This window comes from Pseudopedobacter saltans DSM 12145 (assembly GCF_000190735.1).
In the GTDB taxonomy this organism is placed as follows: Bacteria; Bacteroidota; Bacteroidia; order Sphingobacteriales; family Sphingobacteriaceae; genus Pseudopedobacter; species Pseudopedobacter saltans.
In genome coordinates, this window is sequence record NC_015177.1 from 2,837,565 (window position 1) to 2,857,090 (window position 19,526).

The following is a 19,526-nucleotide window of genomic DNA, read 5'->3' on the forward strand; positions in this document are numbered from 1 at the left end:
TTAAGAGCCTTGTTTGAATATTGTCAAGCTTTAACAAATATTAATGGGCGTGTGAAAAATTTGAAGTCTTCAGGAATTTTTGATAAAATACTGTTTAGGCATTACACCAGTCTCTTTTTTAAAGGCCTTGTAAAATGTGGCTAAACTTTTAAAACCAGCCTCGTTCGCCATGGCTTCAATTGTTTTATAACTTTTGTGATCCGGGTACGTCGCAATAAAAAACAAAACCCTATGTGTATTTATCCAATCCCGAAAACTTTTGCCTGTCTCATTATTTACCAGAGATGAACATTGATGTACAGAAATACCTATTTCACTGGCCAGATCAATAATCTGCATATTAGGATTTAGAAAAAGCTGTTTGGTTCTCATAAGCTTTTCCAGGTCATAACCATTTACCGCCTGTTGATTTCCGATAGTTTTCTTATGAGTATCCTGTACGATAGTGCCAGTGCCTTTTTCTTTTTTAGTACCAGGTACTACATGATCACCTATTTTTACATTGACCAATAAATAATTATATAATAAACCGGGTTTATGTAGAATATACAAGACGATCATAACAAGTCCAACGCAGTTTACCATGATAAACCAGGGGTAGTCCTTTGCACTTTGTGGTATCCATATAGGTAATAAACTTATCATGCGGAAAACTGTTGCCAGACAAAGAATAAAGCTTATCCAGATTTTATGTGTGCTCCAGTTTTTCTGCTTAAATAATGGAGACTTCACAAACGCCGCCCATGAAGCTATAAGATAACCCAGCAGGAGTATTATTTTAAAATAAACTAAAAAGACAGCTGGGAGCAATCCTGTTCGTTGTAAAACAAAAACCTGAGTATTTCTTTCTATATCATAAGCCACTGCTTCCCAATTAATATTTGGACTTATTTCCCATGGAATAAAATGAATTATTGCGATCAAAAAAGGAATAAAATGCAGCCAAATTCCTTTCCTCTTCTTATCATTACCCAGTAATTTCGTAATATATAAATATAGGACGGCTGGCGTTAAATAATACAAAGGATAAAAGAGTCTGAACAATATAGAAAAAGCTTCTAAATACCCACCACGTACCGAAAGATAAATCATCATCTGACCAATTCTGGCAAAAATGATAATTGCTAAAAGCCGGCCCAAAGCTTGATGTTGTTTCCTGGTGAAGATTAGGTTAAGCGCAAAAACAAAGAACAAAAAACATATCCCGGAAAGAACTAAATTGTAAACATTCATATAATAAATAGGCGGCGCATCTATGTTTGAGTGGCAAATATCTAAAATCTTCCGATAAATTAGACAAAAGAATTCTTCTTTGACTTATTTTTTATCATCCATACAGCCTGTATTGAAATCAATAGTCTGCGGATCGGAACTGGTTAGTGATTAACTGTACGAAATAAAAAGTAAAAGAAACAAAGCTAAAAGAACAAGAACAAAGACTTATCTTATGTTCTCATTCCTTTGAAAGGCCATAAACTCAAACTTCGGTCTTCCGACTTCAAACTTTATCAACTAATGACTTAATGAAACTGTTGTATAGAACAAAGAGAAAAGAACAAGGAACAAATGTCTTGAGACGGGATATTGATGAGTTAATTATTGGAGATGTTTTCGGGCATATCACATACAAAGGCGATGGCATTTTTATCGCCGGCGGTGCGGGTATTACTCCTTTCATTGCCATTTTTAAGCAGCTTGAAAAGCGGGATGGCATTGCACACAGCAAATTGATCTTTGCTAATAAAACTAAAGCAGATATTATTCTTGAAGACAGTTTTAGCAAATTGTTAGGCAGCAGATTTGTTAACGTACTTTCTAACGAGCAGTTGCCAAACTACGAATACGGCTATATCTCTGCTGAACTGATAAAAAAACACATAAACGACCACACCTTATATTTTTATCTCTGTGGTCCCGACCCAATGATGCAGGCGATAGAACGGCATTTATCTTCACTGGGTATAGAAGATACTTTTATTGTTAAAGAAGGCTTTTAAGTACGAAGCTGTTTTCAAAATATTGAAAACAGCTTCATATCTTTTATATTCATTTCAACTTAACCTCGATTTTGAGTAATTAAGATTGGCTTCCAGACTTTAATTTTTTTGTAACACCAGCTACCTGATCATATCAAAACCAGTATAAGGAATCAATACCTCAGGTATTTTAATCCCATCTTCTGTTTGGTAATTCTCCAGAATAGAAGCGACAATTCTAGGTAATGCTAATGCACTTCCGTTTAATGTATGTGCCAGTTGTGGTTTGCCTTCACTAGCTTTGAAACGTAATTTCAAGCGATTAGATTGATAAGTTTCGAAATTAGATACAGAAGAGACTTCTAACCAACGCTGTTGAGCAGCACTCCATACTTCCATATCATAAGTTAGGGCAGAAGTGAATCCCATATCGCCACCGCACAATCTTAGCACTCTGTAATGCAAGCCTAGCTTTTGCAACAAACCTTGCACATGTAAGCTCATTTGCTCCAACACCTCATAGGATTGAGACGGATGTACCACCTGCACAATCTCTACCTTATCGAATTGATGCAAACGGTTTAAGCCTCTTACGTGTGCCCCATAAGAACCTGCTTCTCTTCTGAAACATGGTGTATAACCACAGTTTTTAACAGGCAATTGATCTTCTTTTAAAATAACATCTCTATAAAGATTGGTAATTGGAACTTCTGCCGTGGGAATAAGATAAAGATTATCCAAACCTACAAAATACATTTGCCCTTCTTTATCCGGCAATTGTCCGGTTCCAAAACCAGAAGCTTCGTTTACCAAATGAGGCAACATCATTTCTTCGTAACCTGCCTTATCGGCCTCTGCCAGGAAAAAATTAATTAATGCGCGCTGTAATTTTGCACCTTTTCCTTTGTATACCGGGAAACCTGCTCCGGTAATTTTAGTTCCTAACTCAAAGTCTATTAAATCATATTTAGCTGCCAGGTCCCAATGAGCCTGTGCATTTTCAGGTAAGTTTGGAGCTTCTCCATAAGTCAGCACAATTTCATTATCCTCTGCAGAAATACCTTTAGGCACAGATGCATGCGGAAGATTAGGTAATTGTACAATCTTATTGTATAATTCCTGCTCCAAAGCAGCCAGCTCGTCATTCAATTTTTTAATATCTTCCTTAGTAGCACTGGTCTTTGCTTTTATTGCTTCAGCTTCTTCTCTTTGACCAGCCTTCATCAACTCACCAATCTTTTTGGCCGCTGCGTTAGCTTCTGCCTGCAATGCATCTCCCTGCGATTGAGTCGAACGTCTTTTCTCATCTATAGCAATGATTTCATCAACCAATTCAGGCTGACCAAAATTTCTTACACTTAAACGTTCAAGCACATGTGCTCTATTCTCGCGGATATAACTAACTTGCAGCATATTTTATTTTTTTGACAAAAATAGGATTAAAATTTGTTTTTCGATATTCGTCTTTCGATGTTCGTTGTTTGTTGTTCGATGAACGACAGACGATAAACGAGAGACGAACAACGACAGTAATATGAAAGGGAAACTATATCTTGTACCTACACCTATTGGTAATTTAGATGATATGACTTTTAGAGCAGTAAAAGTGCTAAAGGAGGCTGATATTATTTTGGCAGAAGATACCAGAAACTCTGCTCCTATGCTGAAACATTTCGGGATAGATAAAAAGCTTTTTTCGCATCATCAACATAATGAGCATAAAGCGGTTAATGAAATCATCAGATTCCTGAATGAGGGAAAAAACATTGCTCTTATCTCCGATGCAGGTACGCCTGCGATATCAGATCCGGGATATCTGCTGAGTCGCGAAGCTATAAAAAACGATATTGAGATTGAATGTTTGCCGGGCGCAACAGCTTTTGTACCAGCTCTGGTTAACTCTGGTTTACCAAATGATCGTTTTGTGTTCGAAGGTTTTCTTCCTGTAAAAAAAGGCAGACAAACCAGATTGAAAGAACTGGCTTTGGAAAAAAGAACCATGATTATCTACGAATCTCCACACAGACTTCTTAAATCTTTAGAAGAATTTATGGAATACTTTGGAGCCGACAGGCAGGCTTCTGTTTCCAGGGAGTTAACCAAAATGTATGAAGAGACGGTAAGAGGAAGCTTATCTGAAATTAAACAGCATTTTGCTGAAGGAACTATAAAAGGCGAGTTTGTAATTTGTATAAGCGGAAGTTGAGATTGGGTTTGAGATATGAGACGTGAGAAACAAAGTGGTTACTATTTTTCCGAGCTTCCCGATAATTTGAAAACCGGGCTTACTATCTTAACTAATGACCAGCCACTGACAACTAAATATAAAAATCCTTTGCTATTCAATGCGATTATCTTAGTTTTGCCATACAAAAATTTAGTAATGAGTGTACTTGTAAATAAAGATTCTAAAGTTATTGTTCAGGGTTTTACCGGTAATGAAGGTACTTACCATGCTACGCAGATGATTGAGTACGGAACCCAAGTTGTTGGTGGTGTAACTCCTGGAAAAGGTGGTCAAAAACATCTTGACAGGCCGGTTTTCAATACAGTAAAAGATGCTGTAGACCAAACTGGTGCTGATGTTTCCATTATTTTCGTACCTCCGGCATTTGCAGCGGATGCTATTATGGAAGCTGCAGAAGCAGGTATTAAAGTTATTGTTTGTATTACTGAAGGTATCCCTACAAAAGATATGATTCAGGTTAAAGAATACATCAGTGATAAAGATTGCCGTCTAATTGGCCCTAACTGTCCTGGTATTATTACAGCTGACGAGGCTAAAATTGGTATTATGCCGGGGTTTATCTTCAAAAAAGGTAATATTGGCGTAGTTTCTAAATCTGGAACCTTAACTTACGAAGCGGTTGATCAAGTAGTAAAAGCTGGTTTGGGTATTACTACAGCTATTGGTATTGGCGGTGACCCTATTATTGGCACACCTACTAAAGAAGCTGTTGAATTATTAATGAATGATCCTGAAACTCACGGAATCATTATGATTGGTGAGATTGGCGGTGGAATGGAAGCTGAAGCTGCCCGTTGGATTAAAGAACACGGCACAAAACCTGTTGTTGGTTTTATTGCTGGACAGACAGCGCCTCCAGGACGCAGAATGGGTCATGCTGGTGCTATTGTTGGCGGTGCGGATGATACTGCTGCTGCTAAAATGAAAATCATGAGAGAATGTGGTATTACAGTAGTAGAAAGTCCTGCAGAAATTGGTGCTGCAATGGCTAAATTGTTAGCTAAGTAATCCATCCTAAAATATTTAATGGAAAGCCGGGAATATGTACTCTCGGCTTTTTTATTTGATTTCATTTGAAATCCCCTCATCTTCCCTGCGGGTACCTCCTCCCCAAGGAGAAGGAAAAACAATAACACCCCATTTAAAACACTCATAAACAAACTCTTAAACATTACCCCGAAATGCTAGTAAATCAAAATCATATTTCAATCTTTTATACGTTAAATTTGTTTTATTGATTTAATCATGAAAACAGCTTTGTTATTATTCCATTTCTTTCTAATTGCTATAAGCATAAGTGCTTGTGCACAGGAGAAAAAAAATCAGACATCGCCCTCTTCCTCAACTTACAACAAATTAACTGAGGAAGAAGAACGGGTAATTGTATATAAAGGTACCGAAGCTCCTTATTCGGGTGCATTACTTAACAATAAGCAGAAAGGGACCTATATCTGTAAGAGATGTAATGCTCCATTGTACAGGTCTGAAACCAAATTCGAGTCTGAATGTGGCTGGCCAAGTTTCGATGATGAAATTAAAGGCGCTGTAATGAAAATAAGAGATGCAGATGGTCGCAGAATAGAAATTATATGTGCTAAATGTAAAGGCCATTTAGGTCATGTCTTTTACGGTGAAGGTTTTACAGCGAAAAATACCCGACATTGCGTTAATTCGGTATCTATGACCTTTATTCCCGATAAAGTAAAATAGACTATCACAAACCAATATCCTTTATATTGTAATCCGGACATCCGCCCTCTAGAGAGGTAATAAGCCCCGAAAGTTTCGATCCTGTATCCAGACACTTTTCTATAGGGGCTCCCTGTACACGCTCTTTCAGAAAACCTGCAAGGAATGAATCGCCACTTCCGACCGTGTCTTTAACTTTTACTTGTACTGCCTGATAATTTAATTCTGTAACCGCATTGTAATAAGTCCCTCCATTTTCACCCTTGGTGACAATAATCTCTTGTACACCAAATTTCTCCAAAAGCCGTTCTACTATTTGCCTTTCCATGTTACCAAAATCAAAATGCTCACCTAGAAGCTTAGTCTCAACCTCATTCAACTTCACCAGATTTGATTTCGACAACAAATCTCCAATAACCGCCATATCGGCATGTGGTTTCCGGATATTAATATCAAAGACTTTATAAGAACTATATTCCAGTATAGTATATAAAGAAGTTCTTGATACGTCATTTCTGGTAGCGAGACTTCCAAAAACAAAAGCATCTGTTGTTCTGAGAATTGTCCGGTACGTATCATCAAAAGCTATAAAATCCCAGGCTGAAGGAAATACGATATCGTACACCATTTCGTTGGTACCGGCCAGGGTAGCTATAGCTCTTCCGGTAGGATATATACCGTCCCGCTGTAGCAAATCTGTTGGCAGCTTATTTTCCTTAAAGAATTGTAGTAAGATCTCTCCTTCTTTATCATTCCCAATACGACTTATAATTCCTGAACCTACACCTAACTTCTTCAAATGATATGCAACATTTAACGGAGCACCGCCTATTTTTTGATTTCCATTTGGAAGAATGTCCATCAGTATTTCACCAAAGCATACTATTTTCTTCATATTTATTATATTATATTATATTATATCATCAACACAAGTAAAGTAAATAATTCCATTTTTAAATTCATATATAAAAATGTGAATGTGGCACATAAAATGACATTGAGTCATCAGAAAAGGTTTATCGAATTCAACAGACGTTTCTTGTATTACGTATCTTTGTACAATGACGATTAAAGCAAGTGAAAAACATGAGGTTATCAATTGCAGCAGATGTGCATCTTCTCTAGAGTGTAAAGCCAATTCTCCCTGGATTTGCGATTGCAACAGCGTAGCTTTAAATCGGGATGAGATTCAATTTATAGAAGAATTGTTTTATGATGGTTGTTTGTGCGCAAACTGCCTGAAAGAATTAAAAGCAACATATCATTTAAGTCGCGTTTCCGATTAATTGTTTCTATAGAAATTCACTTGTAATATTCTATCGATAATTTTTCATTAAACAAACTGTTAAAATATCTGTTAATCTAACATTATGGCCTATAACAAACTTACCCCCGAAGAAGAATATATTATTCTCCATAAAGGTACCGAATATCCATTTTCGGGCGAGTACACCGACCTAAAAGAAGCGGGAACTTATTTTTGTAAACAGTGTAATGCTCCGCTTTACAGATCGGAAGATAAATTCGAATCTCATTGCGGCTGGCCGAGCTTTGATGATGAAATACCTGGAGCTGTAAAACGTGTTCCGGACGCAGATGGACGCAGAGTTGAGATTATTTGTGCTAATTGTGGCGGACACCTTGGGCATGTTTTTGAAGGTGAAGGGTTCACTGAGAAAAACACCAGACATTGTGTGAATTCATTGAGTATGAAGTTCGTTCCTAAAGCTTAAAATTTTATTTTTTAATTTTTTTAACTTATCTTCGAAACTTTGCCAATTTTGGCATCACCTTGTAAATCAACAAGAATGAAAATATTATTGCTTTTAGTAGCGTTTTTCACTCTGAATTTTCTGAGTGTAAACGGCCAGGAAAACGATGAAAATCTAGTTCTCAAAAAAGGTAAAGCGACATACTATCATAGTAAATTTGTCGGCCGAAAAACTACCAGCGGACAGGTTTACAGACATGAAAAATTAACTGCAGCTCACCGTACTTTACCATTCGGTACTGAGGTAACAGTAACCAATCCAAAAAATGGAAAATCTGTTACAGTTGTCATCAATGACCGAGGTCCTTTTAACAGACATTTAATGATCGACTTATCTCAATCCGCCGCCAAAGAGATTGGTATTTTTGGCGCTGGTATTGCACCCGTAGAAATGTCTTATGAATTACCTGGAAAGGAAAAGTTAGCTGCTAAGAAACTGGATAACGATGATGGAAATGGAATATAAAAAGAGCAATATTGCTAATATTTGCTCTTTTATATTTATGCTATTTCAATTCGGTGGATGAATATCTTATGGGTATTCCCGTAATTATTAAGTAATTCTACCAAACTGAAACGGGTATTTCTTAATATTTCATTTACCACTTATCTGTTCTAAACGGAGAAACAGGCAGCCCTTTTTCGTTAAACAAATTAGACATAGCTGTGTCGGTAAATCCAAATCTAACGGCTGCTGGTTTTTTCACGTCTTTGTTAAAAACTACCAGTTTATTTTTATCAATCTTATAACTGGCCGGTACAAAGTTTTTGGAATCATCTGCAATGAACAGATCTGTAATCTCTTTCCCTTTTACTTGCAGTTTACCCTGTAGATAATGAAAATCTATGATTATTTTATTTCCATCGATTTTATAACTCTTGTAAACAGGAGACTTATAATCAACTGCATTTTTATGATAAACTTCGGTTAAAGCAATATTGGCAAGTCTTTGGGCTACCTCTTTTTTTCTGGTTGGATGAATATTAGTAACGTCAGGTACAAGATCGGTTATTACAGCCATAGCTGTTTTAGGCACGTCTAAAGCTTTCACCTGCTGTTCTCTTAATAAAGCTCCTTTTTGCTCATTTACCGGAGATTTGTAATCATAGGGAGCAATCTGAACATAAAAGAAAGGGAAGTCCGATTTCCATGCTTCTCTCCAACTCTTTATCATCGTTGAAAAAAGCTTGTTATAACCGCTGTATGTTCCAACATTCGTTTCCCCCTGATACCAAAATGCTCCGGCCATTGTATATCCTGCAAATGGATTGATCATTGCATTCCAAATTGTTGCATATTCATAAGGTTTGCCTGCATTGGGTTTATGTACTTTTGCATTCGTTAAGAGTTCCTGGTCTGCTTCGATATAATTAGCAGGTGTCCAAAATTCGGCAGGAGTACCTCCCCAACTTGAATTAATAATACCTATAGGCACATTTAGTTCGGTATTTAACTGCTTGGCTATAAAATATCCTATTGCACTAAAACCATTGGCTGTTTCTGAGTTACATTCTGTCCAGGAATCAAAAATATTATCTTGAGGAAATTTAGTAGCTATATTACTTATCTGTAATAATCTAATCCTCGGATTATTCGCTTTTGGTAACTCGTCCAGCATCTCCTGCAGTTTATTATTGCTACTCCATTGCATATTGGATTGTCCGGAACACAACCAAACTTCACCGATGAGAACATTTTTTAAAACCTTCTTATACCTTCCTGTAATTACTGTGATATCATAAGGACCTCCGGCTTCAGGTGTTCTTAGTTTGGTATCAAAACGACCGTAACCTGTAACTTTTACTTTTATGGTATCTTTAGACCACGACGGGATAATTGTAACCTGACCTCCCCTGTTTCCCCAACCCCAAAAGTTAACTTCGGCATTTCTTTGTAAGACCATATTATCAGAGAAAAAGGATGGGAGATTAACCTGAGCAAACAAAGGCGCGGTAAAAAAGAATAGTAAAATCGAGAGAATGTGCTTCATTTCTTATTGACTGTTTTAGATTTATTTTTTTGATTATAAAAATCGTCGAACAAGATATGAAAACACATTTAAACCGGCAAAAGCTCCTGAAAACCTAAATTATATCAGGGTTTAGGTTGAGTTTTTGCATTTTTGATACTGATGGAGATCTGAGAAAAAAGTATCGAACTCATTAATAGTAATGCCCTTTCATCGAATATATCTTTATCAGGTTTTCTTCTACTTTATAGATCAAACGATGTTCTTTATTTATACGTCTGGACCATAATCCTGTATATTGGTATTTAAGAGGTTCTGGTTTACCGATTCCATTAAATGGATCTTTACCAATGGCAATTATAAGTTCTCCAATTTTCTTTTGAATGATCTTATTTCCTGATTTCATCCAGTATTCCCTATCTGACAGGGCATCTGCATGAAATTCTATTTCCATAAATCTTCAATGGAAATTTTCACTCCATTACCTTCAGCTTCTGACCTGAGTCCTTTATCTATCTTATCACGAAACTCTTTTGAGTATTCTCTCTCGGCTTCTTCTTCATTTTTAAGTGTAAAATTGAGTGATTTAGCCATCTCTTTTAAAAGACGATAGTGTTTTTCATCTACGTTTTCAAGTATAAGTCTCATAGCTAATATTTTACAACTCAAATATAACAATTTATATAAGCAATTTAAAATCAGGGTGAAGTACTTCAACTGGATCTAAAGTTTTTTTGGCAACAATTATATCAAAGTTTCGCTGAGTTTTTGCATTTCTAACATTGGCGGCTGTTGCTGATAAAGAATATTATATACAGCATTTAGGATAGGCATTTCTACCTCATATTTTTTATTGATTTGATAAATACAACTGGTAGCATAATATCCTTCCGCTATCATGTTCATTTCTAACTGCGCTGAATGTACTGTATAGCCTTTACCTATCATTTTACCAAACGTTCTGTTACGGCTAAACTGAGAATAACAAGTCACTAACAAATCTCCCAGATAAGCAGACTCCTTTATATCCCGTTCTATCGGATGGATAACATCTACAAAGTTCTTCATCTCGCGGAGTGCGTTGGAAATAAACACCGCCTGATAATTATCTCCGTAACCTACGCCATGAGCGATCCCATTGGCAACAGCATAAATGTTTTTTAAAACAGCAGCGTATTCAGTTCCAAAAATATCATCCGATATAATGGTTTTGATATAACGTGTTCTCAATAATCCCGAAAAATGATTTGCCAGAGCACTGTTCTGAGATGCTATGGTTAAATATGAAAGTTTTTCTAACGCAACCTCTTCTGCGTGGCAAGGCCCGCTTATTACTACTAAGTCACTATAAGGGACGGCATATGTATCGTGAACAAAATCGCCCACTATTTTATTTTCTTCGGGAACAATGCCCTTAATTGCCGATACCACTTTTTTTCCTTTAAAATCCTCTGCGGTAAGCCCCTGTAAAGATTTCTTTAGAAATGCAGCAGGTGTATTAAGTATAATTATATCTGCCAGATTAACCGTACTTTTGATATCAGAACTAATATTTTCCGGCTTTATTTTCAATTCGACCGCCGAAATATAGTGTGGGTTATGTTTAAATTGCCTGATATGATTTATAGCATCTTCATTTCTCATCCACCAATAAATCTGCTTTTCAGAGGCATTATCTCCTAACATTTTAACAATGGATGTCGCCCAGCTTCCGCCTCCAATTACTGCTATTTTTCTTAATTCTTCGTACATTATTCTTCGCTAACAAAAACAAACCCATATTGGACTGTTCCAATATGGGCAAATTAAAGAATTTCTTTTTATAAAAATCAGTGAATTATCATGCGTCACTATTTCTTAACATCACTAAACAGTTTACTTTTATCAACTACCTCTATTTCAGCCCCATCTTTTAAATCTTTAGATATAGCACTATAAGGCGCACTAATTACCTCCTGGTTCGCTTTTAATCCTTCAACAATAATGTATTGATTATCCTGAATACCTGTTTTAACCTCCTGTTGTTTGGCTTTATTGCCATCAACTATAAAGACGTATTCCTTTGTCTTAGCCTTTTGTTTATCGCCTTCTTTGGCTTTATTATTATCGGTATTTTCATTTTCTCTAGCAGTTACTGCCTGGATAGGTACAACCATTCCTCTGCTTCTGTTGGTTTGTATATCTACCGTAGCTGATAAGCCCGGTCTAAACGGAGAAGGTAATTTGTTTTTCTGAGCTACGTCCATGTAAGACTCTGGCAGAATTTTCACTTTAACGGCAAAGTTAGTTACCTGATCTACACTTTCTCCTACAATATTGGCAGAACTTGCAATTTCTGTAACTACTCCCTTGAACTTGCGGCCCATAAACGCGTCTACTTCGATAATAGAAGTATCGCCAAGGCTAAGCCTGTTTATATCGTTTTCATTCACTTCTACATTTACTTCCATACTGCTGAGATCTGCAATCGTCATGATTTCGGTACCACTCATTTGCGCCGTTCCCACTACTCTTTCGCCTTTTTCCACAGACAATTTTGAAACTACCCCATCTACCGGAGCGTAAATATTTGTCCTCGCCAAATTATCCGAAGCTTCTTTTACTGCCGCTCCGCTTTGCTCTAAATTGAATTTTGCTCCTACCAATCCCTGCTTTGCAGATTCCAGATTTGCTTTAGCTGTGAGATACTCTGCCTGTGCTGCATCAAACTCTGATGCGGAAATAACTTTGTCTTTGTATAAGGTTTGATTTCTTTTAAAGCGAGCTTCTACATTTTTAAAATTAGCCTCCGCTTGCACTATTTGTTGTTGGGCACTTCCAACGGCAGCCTTTTGTGCATTATAAGACGCCACACTTCTATCATAGCCAGAAACCAAAATATCTGGTTTAATCTTACAAAGCAATTGCCCTTTTTTAACGATATCTCCTTCTCGAACGTTAAGTTCGACAATCTCGCCAGAAACTTCGGGGCTTAATTTCACCTGAACTTCTGGTTGGATTTTTCCACTTGCCGAAACTGTTTCGATGATATCTTTGGTTTCGACTTTGGAAACAGCCACTTTAATCGCCTTACTTTTACCAATCCAACCTGCTTTAGTTGCGATAATCAAAAGCACTACCAGCACTCCTCCAATTATTAATATTCTCTTTAATTTTTTACTCATGGAATCTGTTATTTTAAAGATTTATTGGTTTTCCTAAATAAAAATCTACAACCTTGCTTCTGAACAGCAAATCGTATTTGGCCTGTATAAAATCAAATTCTGATTTATTGAAATTTACCTGCGAGGTATTTAACTCTATTGCACTAACCAAACCTACTTCATATCTTTTTTTGGTTACTTCGAAAGCTTCTTTTGATGCATCTAAAGCAGACTGAGTTGCATAAAAACGTTTATCCGCTGCTCTTAAATCTAGAATAGCCTGATTGATCACTTTATTTAAACTGTTCTTTGCAGCTTGTTCGGCAACTTTTGCATTTTCGAATCTTATTTTTGCAATGTTAACGGAGGATCTAATGCGGTAGTTATTGAATATAGGTATATTCAACTGTACTCCCACATACTTATTGACGTTATCTTCCAATTGTTTGGAAAATGAATTGGAAAGAATGCTCGAATATCGGGTACCGATCCCCCCTCTAAATGACAAACTTGGATATAAATCTCCTTTAGCTGCTTTAAGAGCATACGACGATGCCTCGGTATTATATTTTGCAACTTTAACATCCGGATAGTTTTCGACTGCCTGATTATATACCGCATTGGCAGTATAACCCAGTTCAAGTTTTGCTAAAGAAGGGATATAAGGCACTTCCAGTTCTATATCCTGATCCAGATTTAACTCCATCAATTGCTTCAGCTCCAGAACGGATAAGTCAAATGCATTTTGTGCATTGGTTAAACTCAACTCGTTATTGGCTACTTGTGCTTTTGCCTGAGATAAATCTGCAAGGGTTTTATTTCCTACATCAAAGTTTCGTTTTGCAATATTTAACTGTTCGTTTGATAAAGAAAGCTGTTGGTGACTGGCTGATACTAAATCTCTATTTGCCAGAGCCTGTAAATAGGTAGTAATAACAGATAAAAGCAAATCATTCTTTGCTTTTTCGACATTGCTAACATCGGAATTAAGCAGTGCTTTATTTTGTAATATCCGGTTTCTTAGAGAAAATCCTTGAAATATAGGTACAGAGGTACCTAAGTTTCCATCTAACTGGTCTGCTTGCTGCACAACAGTTCCCGAAGCCTGGTCGAAGAAAAGTCCAAATTGTCTGCTTGCGGAACTGGATCCATTTAATGAAGGGAATAACTCGAATCGAGACTGCTTTAGATTTTCAGCTGAAATCTGAGACTGCAGCGCACTTTGTCTTACCTGCAAATTATTCGACAAAGCTAAATCTATAGCTTGCCGAAGACTGATCTTTCTCTTTTCCTGCGCTTGCAAATTGGAAATTTGAAAAGTGCACATCACTCCTAAAAAAAGGACAAAGCCTGTACTCTTTAAAAATCTAAAGACAATTATTCTCATCTTTGTTTTCGTTTGATATATTAAACATAATCATTTTCATTTATGTATCTTGTTAAATCGCCATGGTTATTAAAAAAATTTTATGCCAATAATTTGGTATGGAACATGCCTAAGGTCCATAAAACGATTTACATTACCTTTGACGATGGGCCTATACCTATTGTTACACCTTTTGTTCTGGAAACCCTAAAAAAATTCTGTGCCAAGGCCACTTTCTTTTGTATTGGAGATAATATTGATAAGCATCCTGATATTTTTGAGCAGATTAAAACCGACGGGCACACGATAGGCAATCATACCTATAATCATTTAAAAGGCTGGGATACTTCTGATAACGAATACCTAAAAAACACTTTGAAGTGCCAGAATTTAACAAAGACTTGTCTTTTCCGACCGCCTTATGGCAGGATAAAAAAATCTCAAATCAAATTATTGAGACAACATATACCTGACGTAAAAATAATCATGTGGGATGTTTTAAGTGGTGATTTTGATTTGAAGCTCTCTCCCGAGAAATGCCTGAAAAATGTATTAAAACACACTGAACCTGGGAGCATTATTGTCTTTCATGATAGCCTTAAAGCTAAGGATAGATTGGAATATGTTTTACCTAAGGCCTTAGAAATTTGGACGAAACAAGGCTATTCTTTTAGAGTTCTCTAATAAAGAACTTATTTTTATATTTTTATTGAACTTGCAAAATGAAAAGAATAATTGCAAAAAGAACTCTCAAAGAGTTTTGGGAAAGGCACCCGGATGCAGAGCAATATTTAAAAACATGGTATGAAACGGTAAAATCATCAAACTGGACTTCACCTAATGACATAAAACAGGTTTATGCAAATGCTAGTATATTAAAAAACAATCGCATAATTTTAATATTAAAGGCAACTCATATCGATTAATTGTCAAGTTTAATTTTGAAAGGCAATGGGCTTTTATCAGATTTGTTAGAACACATACAGAGTATGACAAAGTGGATGCCGATAGTATTTAAAAGGAAAAACGATGGAAATTAAACCTATAAAATCAGAAAAAGATTACCAAACAGCATTAGAAAGATTGGATGTAATTTTTGACGCTGCTCCAAATACCAAAGAAGGCGATGAAGCAGAAATATTATCTCTGCTAATTGAGAATTATGAAAATCAGCATTTTCCAATCGAAGCTCCTGATCCTATTGAGGCTATAAAAATCCGTATGGAAGAAATGAATCTTAAACAAAAAGATCTAACAAAAATAATGGGAAGCAAAAGCAGAATATCAGAAATACTAAATAAAAAGAAAAGATTAACGGTAGATATGATTCGAGAACTGGAAAAGGCTTTACATATCCCAGCTTCTATTTTAGTTTCGAATTATAAGTTAGTACAATAACTTCAAGTGGAAATTTGAACTAAAATGAAGTTATTTTAAAAAATAAGGCCTTGTACTATGAAGCCAAGGCCTTTATTCCCCCCAATTCTCATCTATTTATCTGTCATACTTTAAAACTCTTAATTCTGTTCTTCTGTTTCGCTGATGTTCAACTTCGGAACAGCGCACACCATCATAACAATTATTTAATAATTTGGTTTCACCATAACCTTTTGCCACTAATCTATTTTTCTCAATTCCATTTCTTACAATATATGCGACCGCAGATCTTGCTCTGGCATCAGAAAGTATTAGATTATAGGCATTATTTCCCCGGCAATCTGTATGAGAAGATAATTCTATTTTTAAAGATGGATTTTGTTTCATGATACTCACTACATTGTCTAAAATAAGGGCAGCATCTGGCCTGATATTCGATTTATCAAAATCATAATGAATATCCTTTAAAACAAATGTTTTCCCTGTCTCTATATCGCCCACAGGTAATTTTAATTTAACATAGAAAGTCTCACTTCTATCCAATCCTTTTGTGCTTACTTTTTCTGTCTGTGAGAATTTGCCGAACTGATGTGCCACCACAGAATAATCAGATTCTGGAGCAAGTTGATAAGCAAATTTCGCCTCGGTATCTGAAATCTGAGACCGGGTTGTCGAGTTTGTCAGATTTGTTAATGCCGTATTGATATTCGGTAACTTCGAATCGTCTTTCTGACTTACTGTTTCTCCAACTAAGGTAAAACGCGGATCATTATGAAGCAATTCTCTATAAATTAATTCACTGTCTTCATCAAAATCTTTTTCTGCTATAGATGCTGTGGTGGTGCCAACACTATTTTTAGAGCCAGACATAAAGTATATGGCCCTTTTAGCATTTTTGATTATAGGAATTTCTCCGTTTACATCAGTTAAAAAATTCCAGGTACCAGTTTCCGATTTAATAAAAACAGAAACACCTTCTAAAGGCATTCCTGTTAATTTATCCTTCACTACTACAAGAATATTCTTCATTTGTTCCGTTGGTTTAACAACCATAGGAATTTCCGGAATATTTGTTTTTCTATTTTTAGCTAAAGCAAATTTAACTCCTGCCAACACATTAATTGCTTTGATATTGGTTTTCAAATCTTTAGGATTAGAATTAAAATATTCATTCAGATTTAGAATAACTCCTCCACTTTCACTTAATGATGTATTTCGGTCTATATCTTTAATCTGTTCATATTTTTTATAATGAAACTCACCATTCTCATCTCCAAGTCGCGAACCAAAAGTATTCATATAATCGGTTTGCAAAAACAAAGCAATTATGGGATTTATCTGATATGAAAAGCGCAAGCCCGCGTTACCTAACAAGGATTTCGGACTATTTGTTGGATTGTTGGTTTCTTCAGGAAGAAATTCTGCCTGATTGTTTACGGAGAGGACGTGGCTATATTTAGGAAATTCCTGAAACATTATCCCCCCTTTTACAAATGCTTCTATACCAAATTCGTCGATAGTGTATTGATAGGTTGGACCGAACATCAGGTTTAAACCTCTGAACCTTGTCGCATTATCATATTTGGCAACTAAAGATCCGTTGGCAAAGTACACATCTCCACAGGTACACATTTCATGATTAAATGCTCTAAAATCTAGACCCAAAGCAAATTTATTTCCTAAGAAGTATTTATCTGCAGTAATTCCCACCATTGTGCCATTTTTTGCCTTCCCTACATCCCCTTTATAATTACCAAAAGGGAAACTAAACCCTCCGAAAGTTATTAATTGCCATTTACCGCCGGGGGATGGTCCTATACCTTGCGCATAACTGACGATACTAATTAAAAAAAGAAGAAAAAAAAGTAATATATTTTTCATAAGGAGCTTATTTTTACCGGTTTATATTTTCTTATAAATGTAAGAACTTCTCCTTTTCACCTCAAAGCACAAACTGTGTATAATACTGTGCAACTTTGCACAGTATTTTAAAACGGATCAATTTTCAGGTCGTATAATTAAAAAACACCTCAAACTTTATACGTCGAGGTGTTTTTAATGTCCTTTCGGACCCTACCATTTCTTCACCAAGAACCTGCTATTCTGTACTATATTTCAGTACTTTTACTTCTGTTCTTCTATTTACCTCATGTTCAGCATCTGTACAATCTACCTCATTGGCACATTTATTTAATAATTTGGTTTCACCAAATCCTCTGGCAACTAATCTAGATTTGTCGATACCTCTATCAACCAAATATTTCACTGCCGATTCTGCTCTTTTTTGCGATAGTCTAAGATTGTATGCGTCGCTTCCTCTACTATCTGTATGTGAGGAAAGCTCTATTCTTAAAGAAGGGTTCTGTTTCAATATATTCACCAAGTTATCTAAGATCCTTGCTGCATCTGGTCTTATATCCGATTTATCGAAATCATAATTGATATTCTTCAATACGAATGTTTTTCCTGATTCTATATTATCAACTCCCAATTTCAGTATCACATACAAGGTTTGACTCCTATTTAAACCTTTGGTAGTCACCTGTTCAGTCTGCGAAAATTTGCCTGCCTGATTAGCAACAATGGTATAGTCTGATTGCTGATCCAGCTGATAAATGAATTTTCCCTCTGCATCTGATGTTTGATTCATATTAGTATTTATGGCTGTTTTTGTTAAAACTGTATTTATTCCTGATAATTTCGAGCCATCTTTTAAAAGCACCGTTTCGCCAATTAAGGTAAACCTGGGATCATCATGAAGGATTTCTCTATAAATCGTGCTACCTGCCTGATTAAAATCTGTATCTATGATTTTTGCATCTTCTGCAGCAATAGCATTTTTGACTCCTGATATTTCATAATTTCCTCTTTTCGCATCTTTAAGTCTGTCTGCCTCACCATTGGCATTGGTTATGGAAGTGTAAGTTTCCGAACCATTTCTAATATTCACTGTGACTCCGCTTAACGCCAGTCCAGTTTGTTTATCTTTTACAACAATCAATATATCTTTTGATTGAGGTACTGGTACAACAGCTTTTACCGGCTCCGGTTGCTTAACAGGTTCTTTTTTGGATCTTCCGAAAGTAAACTTAATACCTGCTGTTACATTTAGCGTTTGGGTATGATTTTTATAATCTGTTGGAATTTCCTGAAAGTAATTATAGATGTCTACCGGACGATCCTGAATTATTGTCACCACGTCTGTTGCTTGTATCGGTTTTAACGGTTCATATTTACGATAATGAAATTCTCCCGAATCTTTTCTGAAACTGGAACCGAATGTATTGAGGTAGTCCCCCTGTAAAAATACAGCTATTGCAGGACTCAACTTATACGCAACTCTGACCCCACCTAATCCGATCCACGCTTTTGCATTATTTTTAGGATTATTGGTGTTTTCTAATCTAAAGTAAGCTAAATTATTTACCGTCAGATCGGAATAATATTCAGGAAACTCCTGAAAAATAACCCCGCCTTTTAAAAATGCTTCAATCTCAAATTTTGAAACTGACGCCTTATAAGTTGGCCCTATAGCAGCAGTAAAATGGCGGTATCTTTTTGGGTTGACAAAAGTTGGTGCAATAAATCCATTAGCAAAATAGAGGGTATCGGGGTTATATCCTATATTATTCTGAAAAGCCCTCAGGTCCAAACCTATACCGAATCTATTTCCCTTAAAATATTTGTCGACAGCAAGGCCTATAAGAGGACCATTCTTTGCCATACTGAGATCTTTCTTATAACTCCCCATAGGCATCGCTATTCCTCCGAAAATCATTCCCTGCCATTGCCCTCTCTCTTTTTCGTTTGATCGAGTATTTTGTCCGCATACGATATTTGCCATTAACTGTATAGCCAATATCAACCATATCTTTCTCATTTTAATTCTCCTTTCTAAATGTTTCTATGTTGATATCAGCAGAGGAATAAAATTGTTACCCCTTTGATGACGAGTATCAAATAACTAGCAGCAAGATTGTGTGGAC

At 36.1% G+C, this 19,526-nt stretch carries 20 protein-coding genes and 1 pseudogene; 10 read left to right on the forward strand and 11 right to left on the reverse strand.

The annotated features are described in order from the left end of the window. Positions 1-69: 69 nt before the first annotated feature. A complete protein-coding gene (locus PEDSA_RS12190; protein ID WP_169311987.1) occupies positions 70-1,095 on the reverse strand; it encodes a helix-turn-helix domain-containing protein in 1,026 nt (341 codons plus the stop codon). 428 nt (positions 1,096-1,523) lie between these two features. Here PEDSA_RS12190 and PEDSA_RS12195 point away from each other — a divergent pair, with 428 nt between their 5' ends. Then, positions 1,524-1,997, forward strand: a complete 474-nt coding sequence (locus PEDSA_RS12195) for a ferredoxin reductase domain-containing protein (RefSeq protein ID WP_052305791.1) — start codon at positions 1,524-1,526, stop codon at positions 1,995-1,997. 120 nt (positions 1,998-2,117) lie between these two features. On the opposite strand, the gene serS is transcribed toward PEDSA_RS12195, so the two are convergent. After that, complete coding sequence (serS, locus tag PEDSA_RS12200) at positions 2,118-3,389, reverse strand: serine--tRNA ligase (RefSeq protein WP_013633459.1); 1,272 nt, start codon at positions 3,387-3,389, stop codon at positions 2,118-2,120. 121 nt (positions 3,390-3,510) lie between these two features. Here serS and rsmI point away from each other — a divergent pair, with 121 nt between their 5' ends. From rsmI to PEDSA_RS12215, 3 genes are all read left to right on the forward strand, one after another. After that, the gene (gene rsmI, locus PEDSA_RS12205; protein ID WP_013633460.1) at positions 3,511-4,182 is read left to right on the forward strand and encodes a 16S rRNA (cytidine(1402)-2'-O)-methyltransferase; all 672 of its coding nucleotides are present in this window, start codon (positions 3,511-3,513) and stop codon (positions 4,180-4,182) included. A 177-nt stretch (positions 4,183-4,359) separates the two neighbouring features. Continuing rightward, positions 4,360-5,232: a succinate--CoA ligase subunit alpha gene (gene sucD, locus PEDSA_RS12210; RefSeq protein ID WP_041537435.1), complete on the forward strand. Its 873-nt coding sequence runs from the start codon at positions 4,360-4,362 to the stop codon at positions 5,230-5,232. Positions 5,233-5,469: 237 nt separating this feature from the next. Then, the gene (locus PEDSA_RS12215; protein ID WP_013633462.1) at positions 5,470-5,934 is read left to right on the forward strand and encodes a methionine-R-sulfoxide reductase; all 465 of its coding nucleotides are present in this window, start codon (positions 5,470-5,472) and stop codon (positions 5,932-5,934) included. A gap of 4 nt (positions 5,935-5,938) precedes the next feature. Here PEDSA_RS12215 and PEDSA_RS12220 read toward each other — a convergent pair whose 3' ends face one another. Then, positions 5,939-6,808: a carbohydrate kinase family protein gene (locus PEDSA_RS12220; RefSeq protein ID WP_013633463.1), complete on the reverse strand. Its 870-nt coding sequence runs from the start codon at positions 6,806-6,808 to the stop codon at positions 5,939-5,941. Between the two features lie 166 nt (positions 6,809-6,974). On the opposite strand from PEDSA_RS12220, the gene PEDSA_RS12225 reads away from it, so the two are divergent. The 3 genes from PEDSA_RS12225 (at position 6,975) to PEDSA_RS12235 (ending at position 8,150) form a co-directional block, all read left to right on the forward strand. Further along, positions 6,975-7,199, forward strand: coding sequence for a cysteine-rich CWC family protein (locus tag PEDSA_RS12225; protein WP_041537068.1), 225 nt, complete (start codon positions 6,975-6,977; stop codon positions 7,197-7,199). An 84-nt stretch (positions 7,200-7,283) separates the two neighbouring features. Further along, positions 7,284-7,646 carry a methionine-R-sulfoxide reductase gene (locus PEDSA_RS12230; RefSeq protein ID WP_013633464.1) on the forward strand — a complete coding sequence of 121 codons (363 nt, stop codon included), beginning with the start codon at positions 7,284-7,286 and terminating at the stop codon, positions 7,644-7,646. Between the two features lie 75 nt (positions 7,647-7,721). After that, positions 7,722-8,150, forward strand: a complete 429-nt coding sequence (locus tag PEDSA_RS12235) for a septal ring lytic transglycosylase RlpA family protein (protein WP_013633465.1) — start codon at positions 7,722-7,724, stop codon at positions 8,148-8,150. Between the two features lie 133 nt (positions 8,151-8,283). Here the strand turns inward: PEDSA_RS12235 and PEDSA_RS12240 are convergent, their stop codons facing one another. From PEDSA_RS12240 to PEDSA_RS12265, 6 genes are all read right to left on the reverse strand, one after another. Further along, positions 8,284-9,675 carry a sialate O-acetylesterase gene (locus PEDSA_RS12240; protein WP_013633466.1) on the reverse strand — a complete coding sequence of 464 codons (1,392 nt, stop codon included), beginning with the start codon at positions 9,673-9,675 and terminating at the stop codon, positions 8,284-8,286. Positions 9,676-9,847: 172 nt separating this feature from the next. Continuing rightward, positions 9,848-10,108 (reverse strand): Txe/YoeB family addiction module toxin, encoded by a 261-nt coding sequence (locus tag PEDSA_RS12245; protein WP_013633467.1) that lies wholly within the window; start codon positions 10,106-10,108, stop codon positions 9,848-9,850. Beyond that, positions 10,099-10,302 (reverse strand): DUF2683 family protein, encoded by a 204-nt coding sequence (locus PEDSA_RS12250; RefSeq protein WP_013633468.1) that lies wholly within the window; start codon positions 10,300-10,302, stop codon positions 10,099-10,101. Before PEDSA_RS12250 ends, PEDSA_RS12245 begins: the two co-directional genes overlap by 10 nt. 96 nt (positions 10,303-10,398) lie before the next feature. Then, a complete protein-coding gene (locus tag PEDSA_RS12255; RefSeq protein WP_013633469.1) occupies positions 10,399-11,406 on the reverse strand; it encodes an NAD(P)H-dependent glycerol-3-phosphate dehydrogenase in 1,008 nt (335 codons plus the stop codon). 98 nt (positions 11,407-11,504) lie between these two features. After that, entirely contained in the window at positions 11,505-12,818 is a 1,314-nt protein-coding gene (locus PEDSA_RS12260) for an efflux RND transporter periplasmic adaptor subunit (RefSeq protein ID WP_013633470.1), read from the reverse strand. A gap of 13 nt (positions 12,819-12,831) precedes the next feature. Beyond that, positions 12,832-14,184 carry a TolC family protein gene (locus tag PEDSA_RS12265; RefSeq protein WP_013633471.1) on the reverse strand — a complete coding sequence of 451 codons (1,353 nt, stop codon included), beginning with the start codon at positions 14,182-14,184 and terminating at the stop codon, positions 12,832-12,834. A 42-nt stretch (positions 14,185-14,226) separates the two neighbouring features. Here PEDSA_RS12265 and PEDSA_RS12270 point away from each other — a divergent pair, with 42 nt between their 5' ends. The 3 genes and pseudogenes from PEDSA_RS12270 to PEDSA_RS12280 all read left to right on the forward strand — a co-directional run bounded on the left by PEDSA_RS12270 (position 14,227) and on the right by PEDSA_RS12280 (position 15,561). After that, complete coding sequence (locus PEDSA_RS12270) at positions 14,227-14,847, forward strand: polysaccharide deacetylase family protein (protein ID WP_013633472.1); 621 nt, start codon at positions 14,227-14,229, stop codon at positions 14,845-14,847. Between the two features lie 38 nt (positions 14,848-14,885). Then, positions 14,886-15,181 (forward strand): annotated as a pseudogene (locus PEDSA_RS12275) (type II toxin-antitoxin system HigB family toxin). Between the two features lie 11 nt (positions 15,182-15,192). Further along, positions 15,193-15,561, forward strand: coding sequence for a helix-turn-helix domain-containing protein (locus PEDSA_RS12280; RefSeq protein ID WP_013633473.1), 369 nt, complete (start codon positions 15,193-15,195; stop codon positions 15,559-15,561). Positions 15,562-15,657: 96 nt separating this feature from the next. Here PEDSA_RS12280 and PEDSA_RS12285 read toward each other — a convergent pair whose 3' ends face one another. Continuing rightward, positions 15,658-17,421 carry an OmpA family protein gene (locus PEDSA_RS12285; RefSeq protein WP_013633474.1) on the reverse strand — a complete coding sequence of 588 codons (1,764 nt, stop codon included), beginning with the start codon at positions 17,419-17,421 and terminating at the stop codon, positions 15,658-15,660. Between the two features lie 217 nt (positions 17,422-17,638). Further along, positions 17,639-19,420: an OmpA family protein gene (locus PEDSA_RS12290; protein WP_013633475.1), complete on the reverse strand. Its 1,782-nt coding sequence runs from the start codon at positions 19,418-19,420 to the stop codon at positions 17,639-17,641. Positions 19,421-19,526: the final 106 nt, after the last annotated feature.